Raw genomic sequence first — 16,470 nt, 5'->3', positions numbered from 1 at the left:
ACAGCCATCGTTGCAGGCCACAAACAAAGCCAGATCAACGATCTGCTACCGTGGAATTACGTCAAATAGGTGGGATCGACGCACCGCTTACAATGATATTGTGATTTGAGGCTTACCTTTATGTAATCTGATCATTCCGGTGATTGAAACCATTTGTCCCCTTAGCGGAGACAAGTTGGGAAACATCGATGCGTCGCGGCCAAAAATTATGCCATAAAAAACATGGTTTGGGTGACTGCCACCAAAATTAATAAATGTTGTGCCGCTTTGTATCGTTGAAACTTGCGCCACCTGCCCTTGGACAGTAGCTTCGATACCTACGTTATCTTTGGATTGAGACGGTGTTATGCCGCGCGCCAAAAGCTGAGCCAGCCTAAGGTCACAGCCTTCTTCGTCTGGTCAGAACAGCAACTCCTGGGCATTCCGGGCAAGAGTGATTTGGCTAAAGCGTTCCGCTTTGGTCTGAGCCTTCGAGACGCCTTCAGCCTGTTCCTGACCGATGGGCGTGTAGCAATAGACAACAATCCCACCGAGCGCGCCCTGCGCCCGATTGGAGTAGGACGGAAAAACTGGCTCTTTGCAGGGGCATACACAGGCGCAGAAACTCTCTCACGCGCCATGACCATCATCGAAACCGCCAAGCTGAACGACCTTGATCCGCAGTCCTACCTTGCCGATGTCCTAGACCGCATCCACGATCACAAAATCAACCGGCTGGACGAGTTGCTGCCTTGGAACTGGGCACCAGCGGATGCCGAGAACAGTAAAGCTGCATAAGCTGCGGTATCAATGGTGCGGTTACGTTTTTTCTTTCTAACAACGAATTGGAAAGGTCAGATTCTATTCCAAAATATAGCTACGACATCTTCCGCATCTTTGTTTTGAACTGTAAAATCAGTATCTTCTTCGCCTCCGCCGTCTGGATCAGTAAACCAACGCCAAATCCATACATCTTGAATTTGGCGCGCCTCAAGAGCTATGAGCCAATGCTTTAAAACTTCAGCCTGAAGTGCCATATCACTCTTGGAAACGCGTTCCTCAGCGCTTTCCCAAGGACGCTCGGTTGCGCCTTCCGCCGAGCGGATCCCAATTTCGGCGACCCAGACAGGCTTTTCGTATTTTTGAGCTACGGCCTGAACCCTGTCCAATTCATCAGTTATGGCGATATCCCACTTTTTAGAATCATCAGCCGCCCCCAAAATGGGATAAAGCGAAACAGCAACAGCATCTAACTGAGGCCAGAAACTAATCTCCTCCGCCTCAGAGGCTCCGTGAGCAACATATGTAATTTTACCGGAAAAAACCTTGCGCACCTCGGCAATTATGCTTTCCCATCGGTCGGAACCAGACACTCCACGCAATTCAGTGCCGACCACCAACACTTCGGCTTTGCTTTGCTCTGCCGTAACAGCAATTTTTTGCAAGATCTCACTATAAGCAGAATACCAGCCATCCTCTGACGCAGCTTCGATTTCAATTGCACCCGCCCAACTTTGAGGAACCCAAACATGAGGTTTCACGATGGCAGCAAGCCCAGCCGCATGAAGCTGCTCAATCCCTAAAACAATTCGATGCTGGGGCAGCGCACTTCCTAATATAATGTCATCAGCTAAAATGGACGGCTGCCACAAAAACGGGATCACCGTCGCAGCTGTTGCTCCAGTACTTGCGAGTCGCTCGATACTCAGTTTTGCGGCATTGCTTCCGAACTGGGCATTTTGAGTTTCAATAAGGTTAAAACCACGCAGCACACTCACTGCCTCATTGCCTGCAATTGATCGACTTGCAGATGCAAAAGCAGTCAATCCAAGGGTTAAAAGAAGCGTGCGGCGTTCAATCATATCAGTAAATACAACAAGTTTCTCTGATACGCAAATTTGACGCCAAATGAATTGATCCCAATGGTACAGGCCAACTTTAAAGCTTACCTACAGTACATCTGTATTTTCGTTTATGCCGCTTTTCATGTGAATGCTTGTGGGACTCAGGTCAGCACTGTCACCAAGTAACCTCATTTCCTTTCCAATCAAAGAACCCTCCTGTTTGAGATGGCGAAAGCTCCTCCATGACCATAAGCAAGTTCAACGCAGCCTCCTCAGCTGATACTTTAGCGTGATTTGGGAATTTTTCAGTAAAGCGCGTTGCTACTGTTCCGGGATGAAGAATAACACAAATTGCGTTCCTATGGCTCCGTGCTATTTCTATCGAATCTGTATGGATGAGTTGATTTAACGCAGCTTTTGATGCGCGATATGAATACCATCCACCAAGCCGGTTGTCGCCAATCGATCCCACCCGTGCGGAAAGGACTGCAAAAACAGACCTATCTGTTCTGGAAATATGCTTGAGGGCATGTTTCAATATCAAAATTGGTCCCATAGAATTGAGCGCAAATTGCGCCGCCATTGCATCTGAGCAAAGTGAACTTAGCTGCTTTTCTGGACCATTGCAGCCGATTTCCAATGCTCCGGTCGCAACCACAATAAGATCAAACGGGCCAATGACGCGATCCATTGCCTGCACAATGCTATTCTCGTCAGTTATGTCCAACTGATCATCGCTTCTGGATAGGGTCGTTACATCACAACCCTGCCCCTTGAGCTCTTGCACCAAGGCCTGCCCAATGCCACCGAAACCGCCGATAATCAAAGCTCTCTTCATCAGGCTACTCCCTATCCTTTTGTATCCTGCGCTCCTCAGACTGATATTCTAGGACCACAGCGCGAGATGCTTAATTAAATCTATCCGTATTGAGATAGAGGATTGATCCGTTCAAAGCAGATGCAAACGCCACCCACGCAACATATGGAAGAAAAAGTGCAGCTGAAATCAGGTCTATCCTTGACGCAACTATGGAGAATCCAAAGACGGACAAAAACATTACACAAATGACTATTAACGCCGCAGCAACTCTATGGGCCAGAAAGAACAAAGGGGACCACGAAAAGTTCAAACCAAGCTGAATTAACCAAAGCTTCATTGCTAAACCGTAAGGGTCTATTTGCCATACTCGCCACCCTGCGATGGCAATAAAGAGGTATAGGACTGTCCATACAGGTGCAAAAATCCAATTTGGCGGATTAAAGAACGGTTTTTTCAGACCTGCGTACCACGCGCCTGGAACGGAGAAAAACCCAATCCCTATGCCACCACCGGCGACAACGATCACAAATACAGCGAGAGATACATAATCTGCAAAGTCAATTAACACCTAACACTGTTCCTTTTATTAGAACTACATTTCATTATCGCTCCGATTCAAATTTAAACTACACATTCATGTCAAAAAACATCGCCCACGAAATTCAGTCCGGCGTCCTGTAAAAGGTTTCGGCACACCTGCTTAAATGTATTGACTACCCCAGGTGCAGGTTTTCAATAGCCGCGCGAATAACGCTATTTGTGTCATCGCTATCACCTGAAACAGCCAACCCGACCAGCACTCCGTTCTCATCTCCGAAAGCGCGCCCATAATCTTTGGCAAGATCGACACTCTCATTATACGATCCGGTGCCAGCTTGTCGCAGTGCAATCGTTACACCCTGCCCGTCTGGGCCGTATGGCGATGGGATGACCTGTCCCCGTGTGTGGCCTCCCCCCCAAGCATACTGAATGATGCGCACATCATCATTTCCAAGAAGACTACGAATATTGGCGTCTCTAAGCTTTGGTGCAATGTTTTCGGGCACAAATACGAAGTAAAGTGAGATATTCCTGTCATCTCCGCCTTTTTGCGCAAGGTTCGTCGCAGGAACCGATTGCTCAACAGTCCAATTCCACGAGGCGCGGGTGCTCTTCCAGTCGCCCTGTGCCACACGCGTCCAAGCGATAGAAACAGCGCTCTCAGAAACCAAACTAAGGTTTGATGCGAACTTATACTCATTAGAACTGAAAAGTGATAATCGTTGCTCGCGCCAACCCTCTGCAAAACTAACGGGCCCTGCCGATAAAGCTGTTGTTTGTAAGGCAAAAAGCATAGTCAGTACCGGTAAAGTAGAAAATTTCATTGATCATTCCTCTTGGGATCTAAGATTAAGGTAGTCCGAAATTAGCCGCAGCACAGGACAAGATTGGGACGATAACGCCATTGTCATGCACATTTCGGAAAAATAATAAAAATTCTGTTCTGATTAACTTCAAGGAGTAGCCCCTCTGACTATTCTCACCTGTGCAAAGTACAGGGTAAAAAGTGCCATCCTTGGATTTTGGAATTAGTAGACCCCGTCCATATCACAACATCACCAAAGTATCTGGGTTCTCTACACTTACTATTTTATATCAGTAATTCATGAAAACTTTCTGAAAGGATAACTTTACGCGCAACATTACAAAACACGATACCTAAAAAAAATCCGGCGACTTGGCAGCCCTGACGAATTGTTCAGTAAAGGCTGATCTATCGCATAGAGGCCGATGCTGCTTGATGTAGGGATGTCCGCTATCACGAGAGTTTCAAAAACCTACAACAACAACTTCGATTTTGAACCCGGTTAGGGACAGAGAAAACGAGGCGGTTTGTGGATGTCGTAAAACGACGGCAATTGGACTATCTTGACTCACAGTTGTGCGTATATTGGGACTATGACATTCTAAAGAACCTAACCAATAGGACAGATGATGCTCATCAAAGTTGGCGATACCCGCACCTCAAATATTGATCTGGTTCTGGCAGGTTTGCTTTCTTCAGTTGCTGGCGCGCTGAATGCTGTGGGATTTCTTATTGCCGGGTCGTTCACGGCGAACATGACAGGAAACATCTCGGCTTTTGCCGACCAGTTTGCGAATGGCGCAGTCCCTATTGCGTTTTCCTTCTTGGGGCTGGTAGTTACATTTATCTGGGGTGCGTTCATAGCGGCCCTCGCTATTCAAGTGGGGGAACGACATCAGCTCCACTCGGTCTATGCTTTGGCAATTGCCGCACAGGCCATTATTCTTTTGCTGGTCGGCACTACTCTTGCTATGGTATCGGCGATAGAACACGAGACATTTCTGGTCATTGTCCTCAGCTTTGTAATGGGCATTCAAAACGCAGTTACTACAATGATTTCGCGGGCGAGAGTCCGAACAACCCATGTATCAGGAATGGCGACTGATATAGGCATTGAACTGGCGGCATTGACTGGCGATGAAGCATCGCGACAAGAGGCTACGCCAAAACTAAGGCTCCACAGCCTGACCCTCGCTTGTTTTACCTTCGGCGGCTTCTTCGGCGCGCTACTGTTCCAGATCGTGGGAAATTGGATTTTTATTTTAGCTGCAACCTTCTTGTTGTTCATAGCTTTACCAGAAGCGTTTAGAGCACATCGTCCCTGAGCACCCCATCTCTGGCCCTCGATGCACGGCTTTCAAGCTTGAACTCCCCTAGAGAAACATAGATTTCTGCTCGAACAGCAAGCTCAAGCATCCCTGATAGACGAATTGGCGCCTTCCCGCCCTGCGGCCAACCTTCTCACCTAAAAGCCGGACCGTGCGCCCAAACTGTCATTGAATAGCGTGTGCCGCTTTTTAATGGAGTTACTTGGTGAAGCATAAAGCTGGGGAAAACACTGACAGCCCCCTGTGTCCGACTTGCTGTCAAAACTTGGGCACCAGGCATAATTTCCAAAGCCCCGCCTTCGTAATCATCCGGAGAGCTTAATTGCAGAACCAGGGTGAGTTTTCGCTTACGGGAAGTTGGACCACTACCTATATCGGAATGCCAAGTAAAATGACCACTATCTGAAGACTTGTAAATTGCCACCTGCGGACTTTCGGAAAACTCTTGCAGATCAAATGCAAACTGTTCTGTATTTGATTTGCGTACAAGCTCAATAAGGCGGTCCATCACCCACTCCATACCAATCACGTCATCTATCCAGATCAACTCTGCCTTGCGCAGGTTATGATCTTTGTTGCGTCCGACAAGCAGAGCTTCATCCGTTGGATTATTAGCTATAGACGCAATAATTAGTTCGCATTCTCCCTTGGTGAACCCATCGGGCATTGCATGTAATGAAAGCATTCCATCAACCTTATAATTTGTTCCAGAAGTTACATTGGAGGGTAATAATCGCGCGAGCTAACTATTGCCTGCGATAGTTAAGGGCCTCAGAATCTGTCATAACATGAAGCACTCGCGGATGTGCGAAAGATAGATCAGGTGAGTTCGTTTAAAAAAATCAGGTTAACGGCATTGCAATTGACCGCCTACTTACCGACCTCACACATCACACGTGCGGCTTTATTTTATTTTTCACTCGGAGAGCTGGGCAATAATGCCGCACTCAAAAAAATATGACCGTCTGGGTTAAGGTTTGAAAAGCCTTGAGATCGGGGTGCTTCAAATTCGAGGTCATCAAGGGTCTGTTACACCGAACCAGAGCTCACACTTTATCGCTTTAAATCAATACTATAATTACCTAACAACTCCGCGCTCTACCGTTAGGGCCAAGTAAGAGCGGGTTGTTTAGATCGCACACATGAGACGAGTTAGGTTACGGCAGTTACACACTCAGCCTACCAACTTAGACGAAATTCCGCATTCAGCAAGGCTCACCTCACTGGGGGGCCTTGCTGCGTTTAGCATCATCGGGCGCTACAATACCATTGTGCTTTCGTGAATTAGAAGGGAGGATATACAAAAAAATTGCGCGACGTGGATAATTCCGTTGAATTTTGAGCCCTATATTTCATGTGATTTTCGCAAGGATGCCCGAATCGAGGATTTTCACCAACTCCGGCATCTATCTTGCAAACCCGAAGGGAAAACCTCAGGGTAAAGCGCGGCAAAGGAGCAGTTTGTGTCGTAACACCAAAATGGATAGCAGACCTCGGACCGGACAACCGATACATCCAACTAGAATTGGAACAGTCCGATGCCGCTGACGACTTCCCGCTTTGTGGCCTCGGTCCGAACTTTCGCCCTTTCAGTCCCTTTCCTGATCACATCGATAACATAATTGGGATCGCGGGCGAGTTCAGCACGACGGTTTCGGATAGGTTCAATCAAAACCTGAAGTATGTCTTCAAGACGCCTTTTAAGTTTGCCATCTCCCAAGCCGCCTTTTCGATAGTGTTCCTTCAGCTGTTCAACAGCTGCAAGATCTTCATCGAATGCATCCAAATATGCAAAAACGACATTGCCTTCGACTTGACCTGGGTCTTCTACCCTCAGATGATTGGGGTCCGTAAACATCCGCTTCACTGCCGCAGAAATGGCATCAGGTGATGACGAGAGAGCGATTGCATTGCCCCCTGATTTCGACATCTTGGCTTTACCATCCACACCCATTAACCGGCCAGTTTTTGGGATAACAGCTTGGGCCTCAGTAAGGATGATTTTACTGGCCGTCGCATTGATGCGACGCACAATCTCGTTTGTCTGTTCGATAAGTGGTGCCTGATCAGCACCCACAGGCACAATTGTTGCCTTGAACGCAGTAATGTCCGCAGCCTGAGCCGCTGGATAACACAAAAAACCTGCCGGGATATCTCGTCCGAAGCCGCGCGCGCGGACTTCATCTTTAATTGTCGGATTTCGCTCAAGCCGAGCGACTGTGACAAAGTTGAGATACAACATCGAAAGCTCTGCCAAAGCCGGTAGCTGGGACTGCAAGCAGATCGTAGTTTTGGACGGATCAATTCCTACGGCGAGGTAGTCCAATGCAACCTCAATAACATTGCGTCGCACCTTATCTGGATCATCGGCATTATCAGTTAGGGCTTGGGTATCAGCCAGTAGCAGATATTGGTCATGGGTATCTTGGAACTCCAATCGGCTGCGAAGAGAACCAACATAGTGGCCAATATGCAAAGGCCCTGTCGTTCGGTCGCCAGTTAGAATTATGGGTTTAGTCATGGTTTTTTCCTCAAAATTTGAGGACACACCGCACGAAAAGACCAAAAAAAGACCGCTCTTGCAGCGGTCCCTATAATACAATGAAATTGTCTGGCCGCCCTATTAGGAGGTCAGCCACCAAGTTGTCTGAGTGATCACGGTCAATTTCATGAGGGTTTGTTATATCCCGATGGACTATCAGTCAACGCAACAAACTCTCAAATATCTAAGAAAAGGCCTCACACTTCAAGAATATGCCTACTCTCCTCAGCTTACAATTTACTATTTTGAAATCGGCCTTCGGGATTAGTCAAGTAGATGCTGATCTCGATTGAGCATCGAATCCGACCGTTGCAGGAACAAAATAGCTTTTCAAATGTTGATCAATCATGAACCGTTTGGGCGCAACAAACATACACCACAGCGACTGTGTTGTTATAAGCGACCCATGGAGAAATGAAAGGAGTTAAGAATGACCGATAAGAAAAAGGTAAACATAGATCCAAGCAAGGAAACCGTCATTGGCTTTGAAGGTGCCGAAATGCATCACGATCTAAAAAACAGCCCTGGCAAAAATGGTGATCAAGATCATGCCGAGAGTGACGATGGCAAAGAGGAAACCGACAAATAGAATTTATGCATATGCTTCTATACAGATACAGATCAGTCTATAGTATGATGAAGTATGGAAAATTTTTTGTTTAACTAAATGTTATCGAACATAAAATAGGCTATTAATGCCGGGCACTGGAAAAATTTAATCCTGTGCGCGGCATTAACTTAGGTTCAGGGTCTGTTTTGTAACACAAATAGGGCTGTAGAATGAGTACGCCTTATACCAGATTGATTTATGCCACGGCCACTGTTTTCGGGATGCCAAGCACGGTGAATTCGACATCGCTCAAATCGCTTTCGATCAGATGTGCCTCGCTGATGTCCAACTGCTCGTTCACCCCAGATATCACACTGAATTCATACAGTGAATCCATTCAGGCGATTTGTGAAACAAGCCCCGTGCGAAGACAAATGTACGATCAAAAGTCTTGGCTGTTGGTAAAGAGTCATGATTCAACGTAGTTGCTTGGGAAAAGCGCGCGGAGAGAGGCTTCGTCTCCGGGAACCTTGAACGTTTCACTTTTCCCGATTTCCTCTGCCTGCTTTACCGCGGGGCGGGCATTGATTGCCTTGAACCAACGGTAGACCTCTGGGAATTGTGCAAGGCCTTCACCGCCCAATACGCGCCCACCACGGATCGCCCAACCCCATGCAGAAATATCAGCGATAGAATAGCTATCTCCCACAATGAATTCGCGGCCCTTCAAGTGTGCGTTCAACACCTGGTAGTGACGCTCAGTTTCCCGCATGAACCGGTTCTTCGCATAAGGGAGAACTTCTGGGGCAGAATGATGGAAGTGAACGCTTTGACCGGAAAACGGGCCGAGGCCGGACGCAATGAATAGCAACCAAGACAGTAATTCTCCACGATTTTTTGGTGCGCTCCCCAGCTTTCCTGTTTTATCTGAAAGATAGATCAGGATAGCCGTGCTGTCGAAGACAACCGTGCCGTCGTCATCAATCGCGGGCACTTTGCCATTCGGGTTGATCGAGCGAAATTCGGTCGTGTGTTGTTCACCTTCGGCAGTATCCACGGGCACCAGTTCGAACGGAAGCCCAGTCTCGGCCAGAAACAAAGCGATTTTGAGCGGGTTAGGCGTTGGGTGATAGTAGAATTTTAGCATTTAAAAGTCCTGATTATTGGAGCTAAACGAGGGATCAGTTATTGACTGAGGCAATCTTGTCTTGGGTATTGGTGTCGAAGTCTGATGCGTCATGGCGTTCGTGAAGCTGTTCGTTCAGCGGGCCGCGTGTCCGGTTCACAATGCGTCCACGCTGAACCGCAGGGCGCGCAAGTATATCCTCTGCCCAGCGGAGAAGGTTTGTGTAGCTTGCAACATCCAGAAATTCACCCGCATCATAGCTCTCGCCCAGAACGAGATTGCCATACCAGGGCCATGTCAGCATATCCGCGATTGTATACTCGTCACCACCAAGAAAACGGCGATCCGCCAACTCCCAGTCTAAAACATCCATCTGTCGTTTTACCTCCATGGTAAACCTATCGATGGGATATTCGAACTTCTCCGGCGCATAGGCATAGAAATGCCCGAAACCACCACCTAGATACGGCGCTGATCCTTGAAGCCAGAACACCCAATTCATTGTTTCGATGCGTTTAGCGGAATCAGTAGGCAAAAAAGCACCGAATTTCTCTGCAAGGTAAAGCAGGATAGAGCCGCTTTCGAACACGCGGACACCGGTGTCGCGATCTATCAAAGCCGGAATTTTAGAATTCGGATTTATCGCCACAAATCCTGAAGAAAACTGGTCGCCTTCACCAATCCTGATTAGGTGCGCGTCGTATTCCGCACCGTCTTTCCCAAGAGCCAACAACTCTTCAAGCATAATGGTGACCTTTTGCCCGTTCGGCGTACCCATCGAATAGAGCTGTAACGGGTGCTTACCCACGGGCAGTTCCGCGTTAAAGGTCGCACCCGAAATAGGGCGGTTAATACTGGCCCAATCGCCACCGCTTTCAGAATCCCATTTCCAAACCTTCGGCGGGGTATAATTGGCCATTGCCTAAATTCCTTTTTTAAATTTTGCACGAGGCGACCTTTGGTTCAACCCTATCGATTGAGTGATCACTCAATAAAATTACTAACACCCACAGCTCACTGGGCCAAGCGCCCAATCTGCACCCCTCACAAACATGTGAAGTAGACTAGACTACCAGTTCTCGAAGTTTCGGTGGCTGCAAACTCCGACAGACGACTTGGGCGAAATTTCGCATTCAGCAAAGTCATCCTAAACTTGAAGCTACAAGAACATCTTGGCTGATGGTGCACCCAACACCTCGGCCGTGATCAAATGTGTCGTGCTCAAAGAGACCAATTTTGCACCAGTGTGCAATGCACTAATACTTCCAGCCAATACTGGCCTGTACTACGACCCTGAAAGGGTTTTCAAAGTGCCTCAAGATTAAGGTTGCCGAAATACACGACAAGTGGCACGATTGGGTACACATCGCGGAGTCTTGGTGTGATCGAACGAGAGTCAGGGTGAATTTCCCTTTGATATCTATACGTTAAGCGTGTCAGACTGGCCCCTACCGTCGGAGCCATTTCCCTCATAAGCACTTGTTATGTAAGACCTTATGAGGGGAATGGTCTTTAACTGCGGCACCGCAGTGTTCCACCACCTCAGCCATTTGCGTTCCATCCGTTTTCAATGAACGGAATGAAAGATGCATACACAACCTCACCTGTCAAAACGCGGCGATGTGTACCAATGGCGACGGAAAACACGCCGTTTTTCCACAGAAATCATCGATATCAAGCTCTCCTTGGGGACGACAGACCGCCATCAAGCGCATATCTTGGCTCGAAAGGTCAGTGCAGAGAGTGATGTGATCATGGAGCAAATTATTGGAAGCCGCATTACGCCGGAACACGGTCGGGCGTTTCTGGCCGAGGTGATCCGTAAAGAACGGACAAAGATCGCCCGCCTCGGTATGCTCTCGCGCGTTGACAACCTCGATCCAGAGGACGATGCCCGCCACGATGCCGCAATGGCGGAAGCATGGGGGCGCATCGCGACGCATGGCCTTAATCACTCTGTCTCAGCAGAGGCATCCGATCTCGTGCATGGTAATATTGACTTGATCCGTAAGGACTTGGCCAGCGAGCCCCGCAAGCTGGCGCTCAGGCGCGCTTTTCAAGAGCACACGGGGCAAAACCACCTGTCCGCACTGGAATACGCTCAGGTCATGGATCTGTATGTGTCCGGAAAAGCAAAAGCATGGGCTGGAGACACGCCAACACGCGACCTGAAGGCCAAGGCACCTCCAAGCGCCCCGACCGACCCTGCCCTGCCGCTTTCCACCTTACGAGCCGTCGTAGAGCGTATGAATGCGATCAAACGCACTGAAGGCATCGAGGAAAAGACATTGCGTCAATATCAAAGCTTTGTGGCGCTGTTCACAATGTTAACCGGACATGATGACATTACTCAAGTTCGCCAACCCGATGTTAAGGCGTTCCGTGCCGACCTTGCAAGGTTGCCGAAAAGTTGGGGCAAAAGCCCAACGGATCAGGCATCAACACGCGATGAGGTTATGGCCAAGGCCGCTGCGCTTCCTCTCGATAAGGTCGGGTTGTCAGTCGGAACCATCAACCGTCACCTTGATCACCTCAACCAAATCGCGGATTGGGCACGGGATGAGGGTTTACCAGTTGATCCCAATCTCAAGCCAACAAAGCTGCGCCGTAAAGAAACCGTCCGTGCCCGTGACAAGCGCGGAGCCTTTTCTGTAGAGCAACTGCGTGAGGTCTTTAAAAACCCGGTCTGGACCGGCTCACATTCTGAACGTCGCCAGACAAAATCCGGACAGCAGATTTTCAAAAACGGCATTTATTGGTGTCCTCTCATCGGCGCATATACTGGCGCTCGCCGCGAGGAAATCGCAGGCCTCGCGCCGACTGACATCGTTGAGATTGATGGCGTTACGTGCCTCTCAATCGAGGATTCCGAGCTGCGCCGCATCAAAAATCTGTCATCACGCAGATTGATCCCCATTCACTCCCACTTGGTTGACCTTGGTTTGTTGGACCATATTGAACAAGCAAGAAACAACAACCAAAACAGCCTCTTCCCCGACCTCTATGAAGCTGGGAATGACGCGTTTGGCCGTAAAGTTGGCCGCCGCATGCGCCAAATCATTGATCAGCAACTTGGGGCGGACGGAGCAAAGCTCTCCTTTCATAGCCTTCGGCATTACGTCCAGAATCAACTTGATCATACTGGCGTGGATGACAAGGTTGTGCGTGACATTATCGGACATGAGGGAAAGGATATCCACGACAAAGATTACAGAAAATCATCGCCGCCTGAGGCTATGGCTGAGGCCATTGAACTACTGTTGAAAGTCACATGGCTTCCTTTGCAGAGATATTTTGACGCCACATCTTAAGCGGAAAACGGACGTCTCCACGAAATACCTCAAAACCTGCTGCAAGGGACATCACTGCTGATCGATCCATTTGCAGAACCGCTACTAAAAACACCGCCTTCCCTTACGCCCGAGCCGTAAGATGTTTTTTGCAAATTCTTAAATTTACAAAACCCTGTTCACACAAGCCGTTGTAAATCAATGGTTATATTAATCTGCACTTTTCACCAAAGTCTAACCAATAGCCACAATTATGCCTAAATCCGCCTGTTTAAGGTAAGTCACTTCTTGTTAAGAGTTCAGATAAGTCGCTTCTTGCATGTTCAAAAGCGAGCCTATTTTGCCAGTGCATAAAACAATGAAGAGGCCACTTTCTAGTGAACCTCCGATAAACGAATGCCCGTTGGCGCACGAAGCTTACTGATCAAAGGTGATTTCCAGGCTTTGCTTCAACTCTGCCTAGGAGAACAAAAAATGCCCAGAGTAGCCATATGGTCACCTGCCGACTTCGGAACTACAGGCTATGTATTTTCCGGAACGTTCACGATGGCAGGCACGCCAGACATTGCGGAATTCAGTGACGACGATGACTTCTTCCATGACGGTTCAGAGGATTTCGGCGCTCCCGACGAAACGGGATCTGACCAACTTCTTACAACTGATTTGATTGTCAACGGAGCAACCGTTGGGGTGGTGGGTGACCCGATTTACAACGCGGCCGAAGCTACAGTCGTTAACAACACGACAGGCGAGACCGGAACTTTACTTTTTGTTACCGTTGGTGATGATGGATATGGAACAGGATTTGCTGGATATGCGTCTACCGTTCTTATCAACCCCGGCGATAGCTTTACGATTTCCAACGTCGATATTTCGTCGGCCAATGTAATCGAACCGTACGTGGATCTCGTTCCCTGTTTTGTACGCGGAACGCATATTTTGACGGATACAGGTGATCGGCCCATTGAAGAGTTAAAAGAAGGCGATCTAATTGTGACGAAAGACTCGGGTCTGCAGCCCATCAGGTGGGTCGGATCAACAATAGTGAATGCAGACAATAATTTTGCTCCCGTCGTCATCTCCGCTGGTGCGATGGGCAACAAGGTCGAGTTACGCGTTTCACCGCAACATAGAATGCTTATCGAAGGTTGGAAGGTGGAGTTGAACATAGGGGTTTCACAGGCTTTGATCGCGGCGAAACACCTAACGATGAACAAAGGTATATATACCGAGGAAGGCGGATCAGTAGAGTATTTTCACATGCTGTTTGATCAACACGAAATTGTCTATGGCGCAGGCATTCCGTCAGAGAGTTTCTATCCTGGGACACAATCCATTCATGCTCTCAATGAAGATCAGCGCATCGAGATACTCTCTTTGTTTCCAGCGTTGGCACTTTCATCGACAAGCTTTGGTTTGGACGCGCGAACGTCGATTAAAGCACACGAGGCACACGCGATTTTCCGATAAATGTCCCCGGTCGCGTGTTGGTCAAGACTGCATCGGCTTTGAATAATGAATGCGCCGACCTTGTCGGATGACAACAAAATTGGACCGTGGCATCCAATCACTTTGTTCAACTGGGCTCGAAGGTTGTTTTCGTGGTACAATTCAGCAAGGTTGGGTTTGGATAATGCGCCTTGGGCCAAATGCCTCACATCGTTTTGGTGGTATAGCGCGGGGCTATTTTCTGGGTTTCCAAAGGGGCGAAGCGCCCTTGGCTTGGGGTTACAAAAGAGGGAAGCGCGCCCCTTTGCCGGAAAGCAGTAAACGCCCCTTGGAGGTGGTTACTGCTACTAGGTTATAAATCAAAGAAACTGATTTTGTACTTTCACGGACTTGGCGGATCATGGGGCACCTCAGCCAAAGGTACCAGATCATGTCCGACCAAGAGAAATCAAAAGCCATTTCCATTCGCGTAAAACACGCTCATCGCTCAAAGTAAAAAAACCAGCGCCGCCACGATTTACGCATCAGTGTGTCGAAATCATTCCGCGCTATTATTGACCGCTTAAAGTCGGCCAGCAATGAGTTGACTGGCGATGGCCCGTCTACTTGGGTAGCAGCAAGTTTTCCCCTGCCCTACCCGTCGCACAGCCAAGAGCATCAACACCCAAGACTATGTAAATACTTTGATATAGATCACTGTATCTGCGAAATATTCGCCTTAAAGTAGAGAAAACGGGAGAATCGCGTGAATATTTCAATACAAAAAATCTTGAGTTTAAGCTTTATCGCATTTGGTCTGGGAGCCTGCACTGAAGAGCCTTCAATGCCCGATCATACTGATGGAGCAGCGTTTTTCGCGAGTTACTGCGCTTCTTGTCATGGAGGGACCGGACAAGGCAATGGCCCCCTTGCTGCAGATTTGCAGACTGTACCGTCAAATCTGACAACGCTCAGCCGCCGCAATGGCGGAACCTTTCCCAAGGCGCGTGCGCTGAGCTATATCTACGGTGACCCTGAACAGGCGCACCTCGCACGGGTGATGCCACAATTTGGCGGAGCAATGGCAGAGGATTTGGTTCCAGTGGAATTTGACGGTGTTATGACACCCACACCGCGCATACTGGCGGGGCTATTGGCCTATCTTGAAGGTATTCAAATTCAATAGAAGTAGCCAACCTCCCAAAGCCCGCCAGCAACAAGTTAAGTGGCGATGGCCCGTCACTTGGGTAGCAGTAAGTTGGCCCTGCCCGTCGCCCAGCCAAAACGGGTGTAGATATTTGGTAATTTTCGACTTTAAAAAATGGCGATACGATAACTCAAGCTCTCAATCACTATATATAAGATGGATACATCACGCCGCCTCTGCAAAGCCTTCTTGACGGAAACGAACCATAGCCTCGGGGCCACGTGGCCCCACGTCATAGAGCGATGGCCGGGCCAAAAGATATGAACGCCAGTTCTTCTCAGGGTATGTTCCAATTTTCACCCCATGTTCACTGCCCATTTTCGAAGCCAGCTCAGCCATACGCATACCAGCGCCTTTCTTGCTATGTACTGAGATCATCTCTCGTATTTTTTGGTCAAGCATCGCAATAGCTTCAGAACGTTTCGGCACAAGATGCATTGGCTTGCTGATGCCGAGTTCCATAAACTCGTTGCAGCAACCACGAAAAGCCCTAGTAGCTTTTGCTTCTCCAACACCTATGACCATTGCACCGTATTCACGTAGTCTGGCTGCAAGGTGCGTAAAATCTCCGTCAGAGCTCGCGATGACAAAGCAACTGACGTTTTTAACTATCGCCAACTCCATAGCGTCCAAGGCCAACAGAATGTCCGCTGCATTTTTCCCTGTTCCGGCATGAAACATCCTGTAACCGATAGCCCCATGCCAATCAGATGGGCGTTGCGCATCTGTATAAACACGACAGATAGAAGTGTCACCGCGTTCAGCGGCTATCGAGAGAATTTGTGCAGCGTGTTTCCCGCTGATGTTATCTCCATCTACAAGCACCGCTACATGTTGTTTCACAGACAATCTCCAAACTGAATTCAATTTCAGAGCCTAGCGGTCAAATGTGATTAAAATTTGTCAACTTCAACTTTGAGTGCGAAGCATTGATTGATCGCTGGCCGTCAAAAGCTGCGCCACCACCCCCAGTTGAGCGCCTGATGACCCTTGTAGAAAAAGCGCTCATCA

At 48.5% G+C, this 16,470-nt stretch carries 15 protein-coding genes and 1 pseudogene; 6 read left to right on the top strand and 10 right to left on the bottom strand.

The annotated features are described in order from the left end of the window. Positions 1 to 348: 348 nt before the first annotated feature. A pseudogene (locus GGR95_RS17850) lies at positions 349 to 777 on the top strand (IS66 family transposase); the annotation flags it as partial. Positions 778 to 833: 56 nt separating this feature from the next. On the opposite strand, the gene GGR95_RS17845 reads toward GGR95_RS17850, so the two are convergent. The 4 genes from GGR95_RS17845 to GGR95_RS17830 all read right to left on the bottom strand — a co-directional run bounded on the left by GGR95_RS17845 (position 834) and on the right by GGR95_RS17830 (position 4,007). After that, positions 834 to 1,841: a glycoside hydrolase family 113 gene (locus tag GGR95_RS17845; RefSeq protein WP_184568235.1), complete on the bottom strand. Its 1,008-nt coding sequence runs from the start codon at positions 1,839 to 1,841 to the stop codon at positions 834 to 836. A gap of 157 nt (positions 1,842 to 1,998) precedes the next feature. Continuing rightward, complete coding sequence (locus tag GGR95_RS17840) at positions 1,999 to 2,661, bottom strand: SDR family NAD(P)-dependent oxidoreductase (protein ID WP_184568234.1); 663 nt, start codon at positions 2,659 to 2,661, stop codon at positions 1,999 to 2,001. 70 nt (positions 2,662 to 2,731) lie between these two features. Next, positions 2,732 to 3,211: a tryptophan-rich sensory protein gene (locus GGR95_RS17835; protein WP_184568233.1), complete on the bottom strand. Its 480-nt coding sequence runs from the start codon at positions 3,209 to 3,211 to the stop codon at positions 2,732 to 2,734. 145 nt (positions 3,212 to 3,356) lie between these two features. Then, positions 3,357 to 4,007, bottom strand: coding sequence for a DUF3047 domain-containing protein (locus GGR95_RS17830; RefSeq protein WP_184568232.1), 651 nt, complete (start codon positions 4,005 to 4,007; stop codon positions 3,357 to 3,359). A gap of 610 nt (positions 4,008 to 4,617) precedes the next feature. On the opposite strand from GGR95_RS17830, the gene GGR95_RS17825 reads away from it, so the two are divergent. Next, positions 4,618 to 5,313 (top strand): YoaK family protein, encoded by a 696-nt coding sequence (locus GGR95_RS17825; protein WP_184568231.1) that lies wholly within the window; start codon positions 4,618 to 4,620, stop codon positions 5,311 to 5,313. A gap of 136 nt (positions 5,314 to 5,449) precedes the next feature. Here the strand turns inward: GGR95_RS17825 and GGR95_RS17820 are convergent, their stop codons facing one another. Further along, positions 5,450 to 6,001: a 2OG-Fe(II) oxygenase gene (locus tag GGR95_RS17820; protein WP_184568230.1), complete on the bottom strand. Its 552-nt coding sequence runs from the start codon at positions 5,999 to 6,001 to the stop codon at positions 5,450 to 5,452. Between the two features lie 834 nt (positions 6,002 to 6,835). Beyond that, a complete protein-coding gene (gene trpS / locus GGR95_RS17815; protein ID WP_184568229.1) occupies positions 6,836 to 7,837 on the bottom strand; it encodes a tryptophan--tRNA ligase in 1,002 nt (333 codons plus the stop codon). 451 nt (positions 7,838 to 8,288) lie between these two features. Here trpS and GGR95_RS17810 point away from each other — a divergent pair, with 451 nt between their 5' ends. After that, a complete protein-coding gene (locus tag GGR95_RS17810) occupies positions 8,289 to 8,447 on the top strand; it encodes a hypothetical protein (RefSeq protein WP_184568228.1) in 159 nt (52 codons plus the stop codon). Between the two features lie 217 nt (positions 8,448 to 8,664). Here GGR95_RS17810 and GGR95_RS17805 read toward each other — a convergent pair whose 3' ends face one another. The 3 genes from GGR95_RS17805 to yghU form a co-directional block, all read right to left on the bottom strand. Then, on the bottom strand, positions 8,665 to 8,805 hold the full coding sequence (locus tag GGR95_RS17805) for a hypothetical protein (protein WP_184568227.1): 141 nt from the start codon (positions 8,803 to 8,805) through the stop codon (positions 8,665 to 8,667). Positions 8,806 to 8,877: 72 nt separating this feature from the next. After that, a complete protein-coding gene (locus GGR95_RS17800; protein ID WP_184568226.1) occupies positions 8,878 to 9,555 on the bottom strand; it encodes a glutathione S-transferase family protein in 678 nt (225 codons plus the stop codon). 34 nt (positions 9,556 to 9,589) lie between these two features. Beyond that, entirely contained in the window at positions 9,590 to 10,453 is an 864-nt protein-coding gene (gene yghU / locus GGR95_RS17795) for a glutathione-dependent disulfide-bond oxidoreductase (RefSeq protein WP_184568225.1), read from the bottom strand. Between the two features lie 667 nt (positions 10,454 to 11,120). Between yghU and GGR95_RS17790 the strand changes: the two genes are divergently transcribed. The 3 genes from GGR95_RS17790 to GGR95_RS17780 all read left to right on the top strand — a co-directional run bounded on the left by GGR95_RS17790 (position 11,121) and on the right by GGR95_RS17780 (position 15,438). After that, complete coding sequence (locus GGR95_RS17790) at positions 11,121 to 12,845, top strand: site-specific integrase (RefSeq protein ID WP_184568224.1); 1,725 nt, start codon at positions 11,121 to 11,123, stop codon at positions 12,843 to 12,845. Between the two features lie 453 nt (positions 12,846 to 13,298). Beyond that, positions 13,299 to 14,294, top strand: coding sequence for a Hint domain-containing protein (locus GGR95_RS17785; protein ID WP_184568223.1), 996 nt, complete (start codon positions 13,299 to 13,301; stop codon positions 14,292 to 14,294). A gap of 802 nt (positions 14,295 to 15,096) precedes the next feature. Next, the gene (locus tag GGR95_RS17780) at positions 15,097 to 15,438 is read left to right on the top strand and encodes a c-type cytochrome (protein ID WP_184568222.1); all 342 of its coding nucleotides are present in this window, start codon (positions 15,097 to 15,099) and stop codon (positions 15,436 to 15,438) included. Between the two features lie 186 nt (positions 15,439 to 15,624). On the opposite strand, the gene GGR95_RS17775 is transcribed toward GGR95_RS17780, so the two are convergent. Next, positions 15,625 to 16,302: an NYN domain-containing protein gene (locus tag GGR95_RS17775; RefSeq protein ID WP_184568221.1), complete on the bottom strand. Its 678-nt coding sequence runs from the start codon at positions 16,300 to 16,302 to the stop codon at positions 15,625 to 15,627. Positions 16,303 to 16,470: the final 168 nt, after the last annotated feature.

It is taken from the genome of Sulfitobacter undariae (assembly GCF_014196805.1).
In the GTDB taxonomy this organism is placed as follows: Bacteria; Pseudomonadota; Alphaproteobacteria; order Rhodobacterales; family Rhodobacteraceae; genus Sulfitobacter; species Sulfitobacter undariae.
This window is presented reverse-complemented; position numbering and strand designations above follow the sequence as displayed.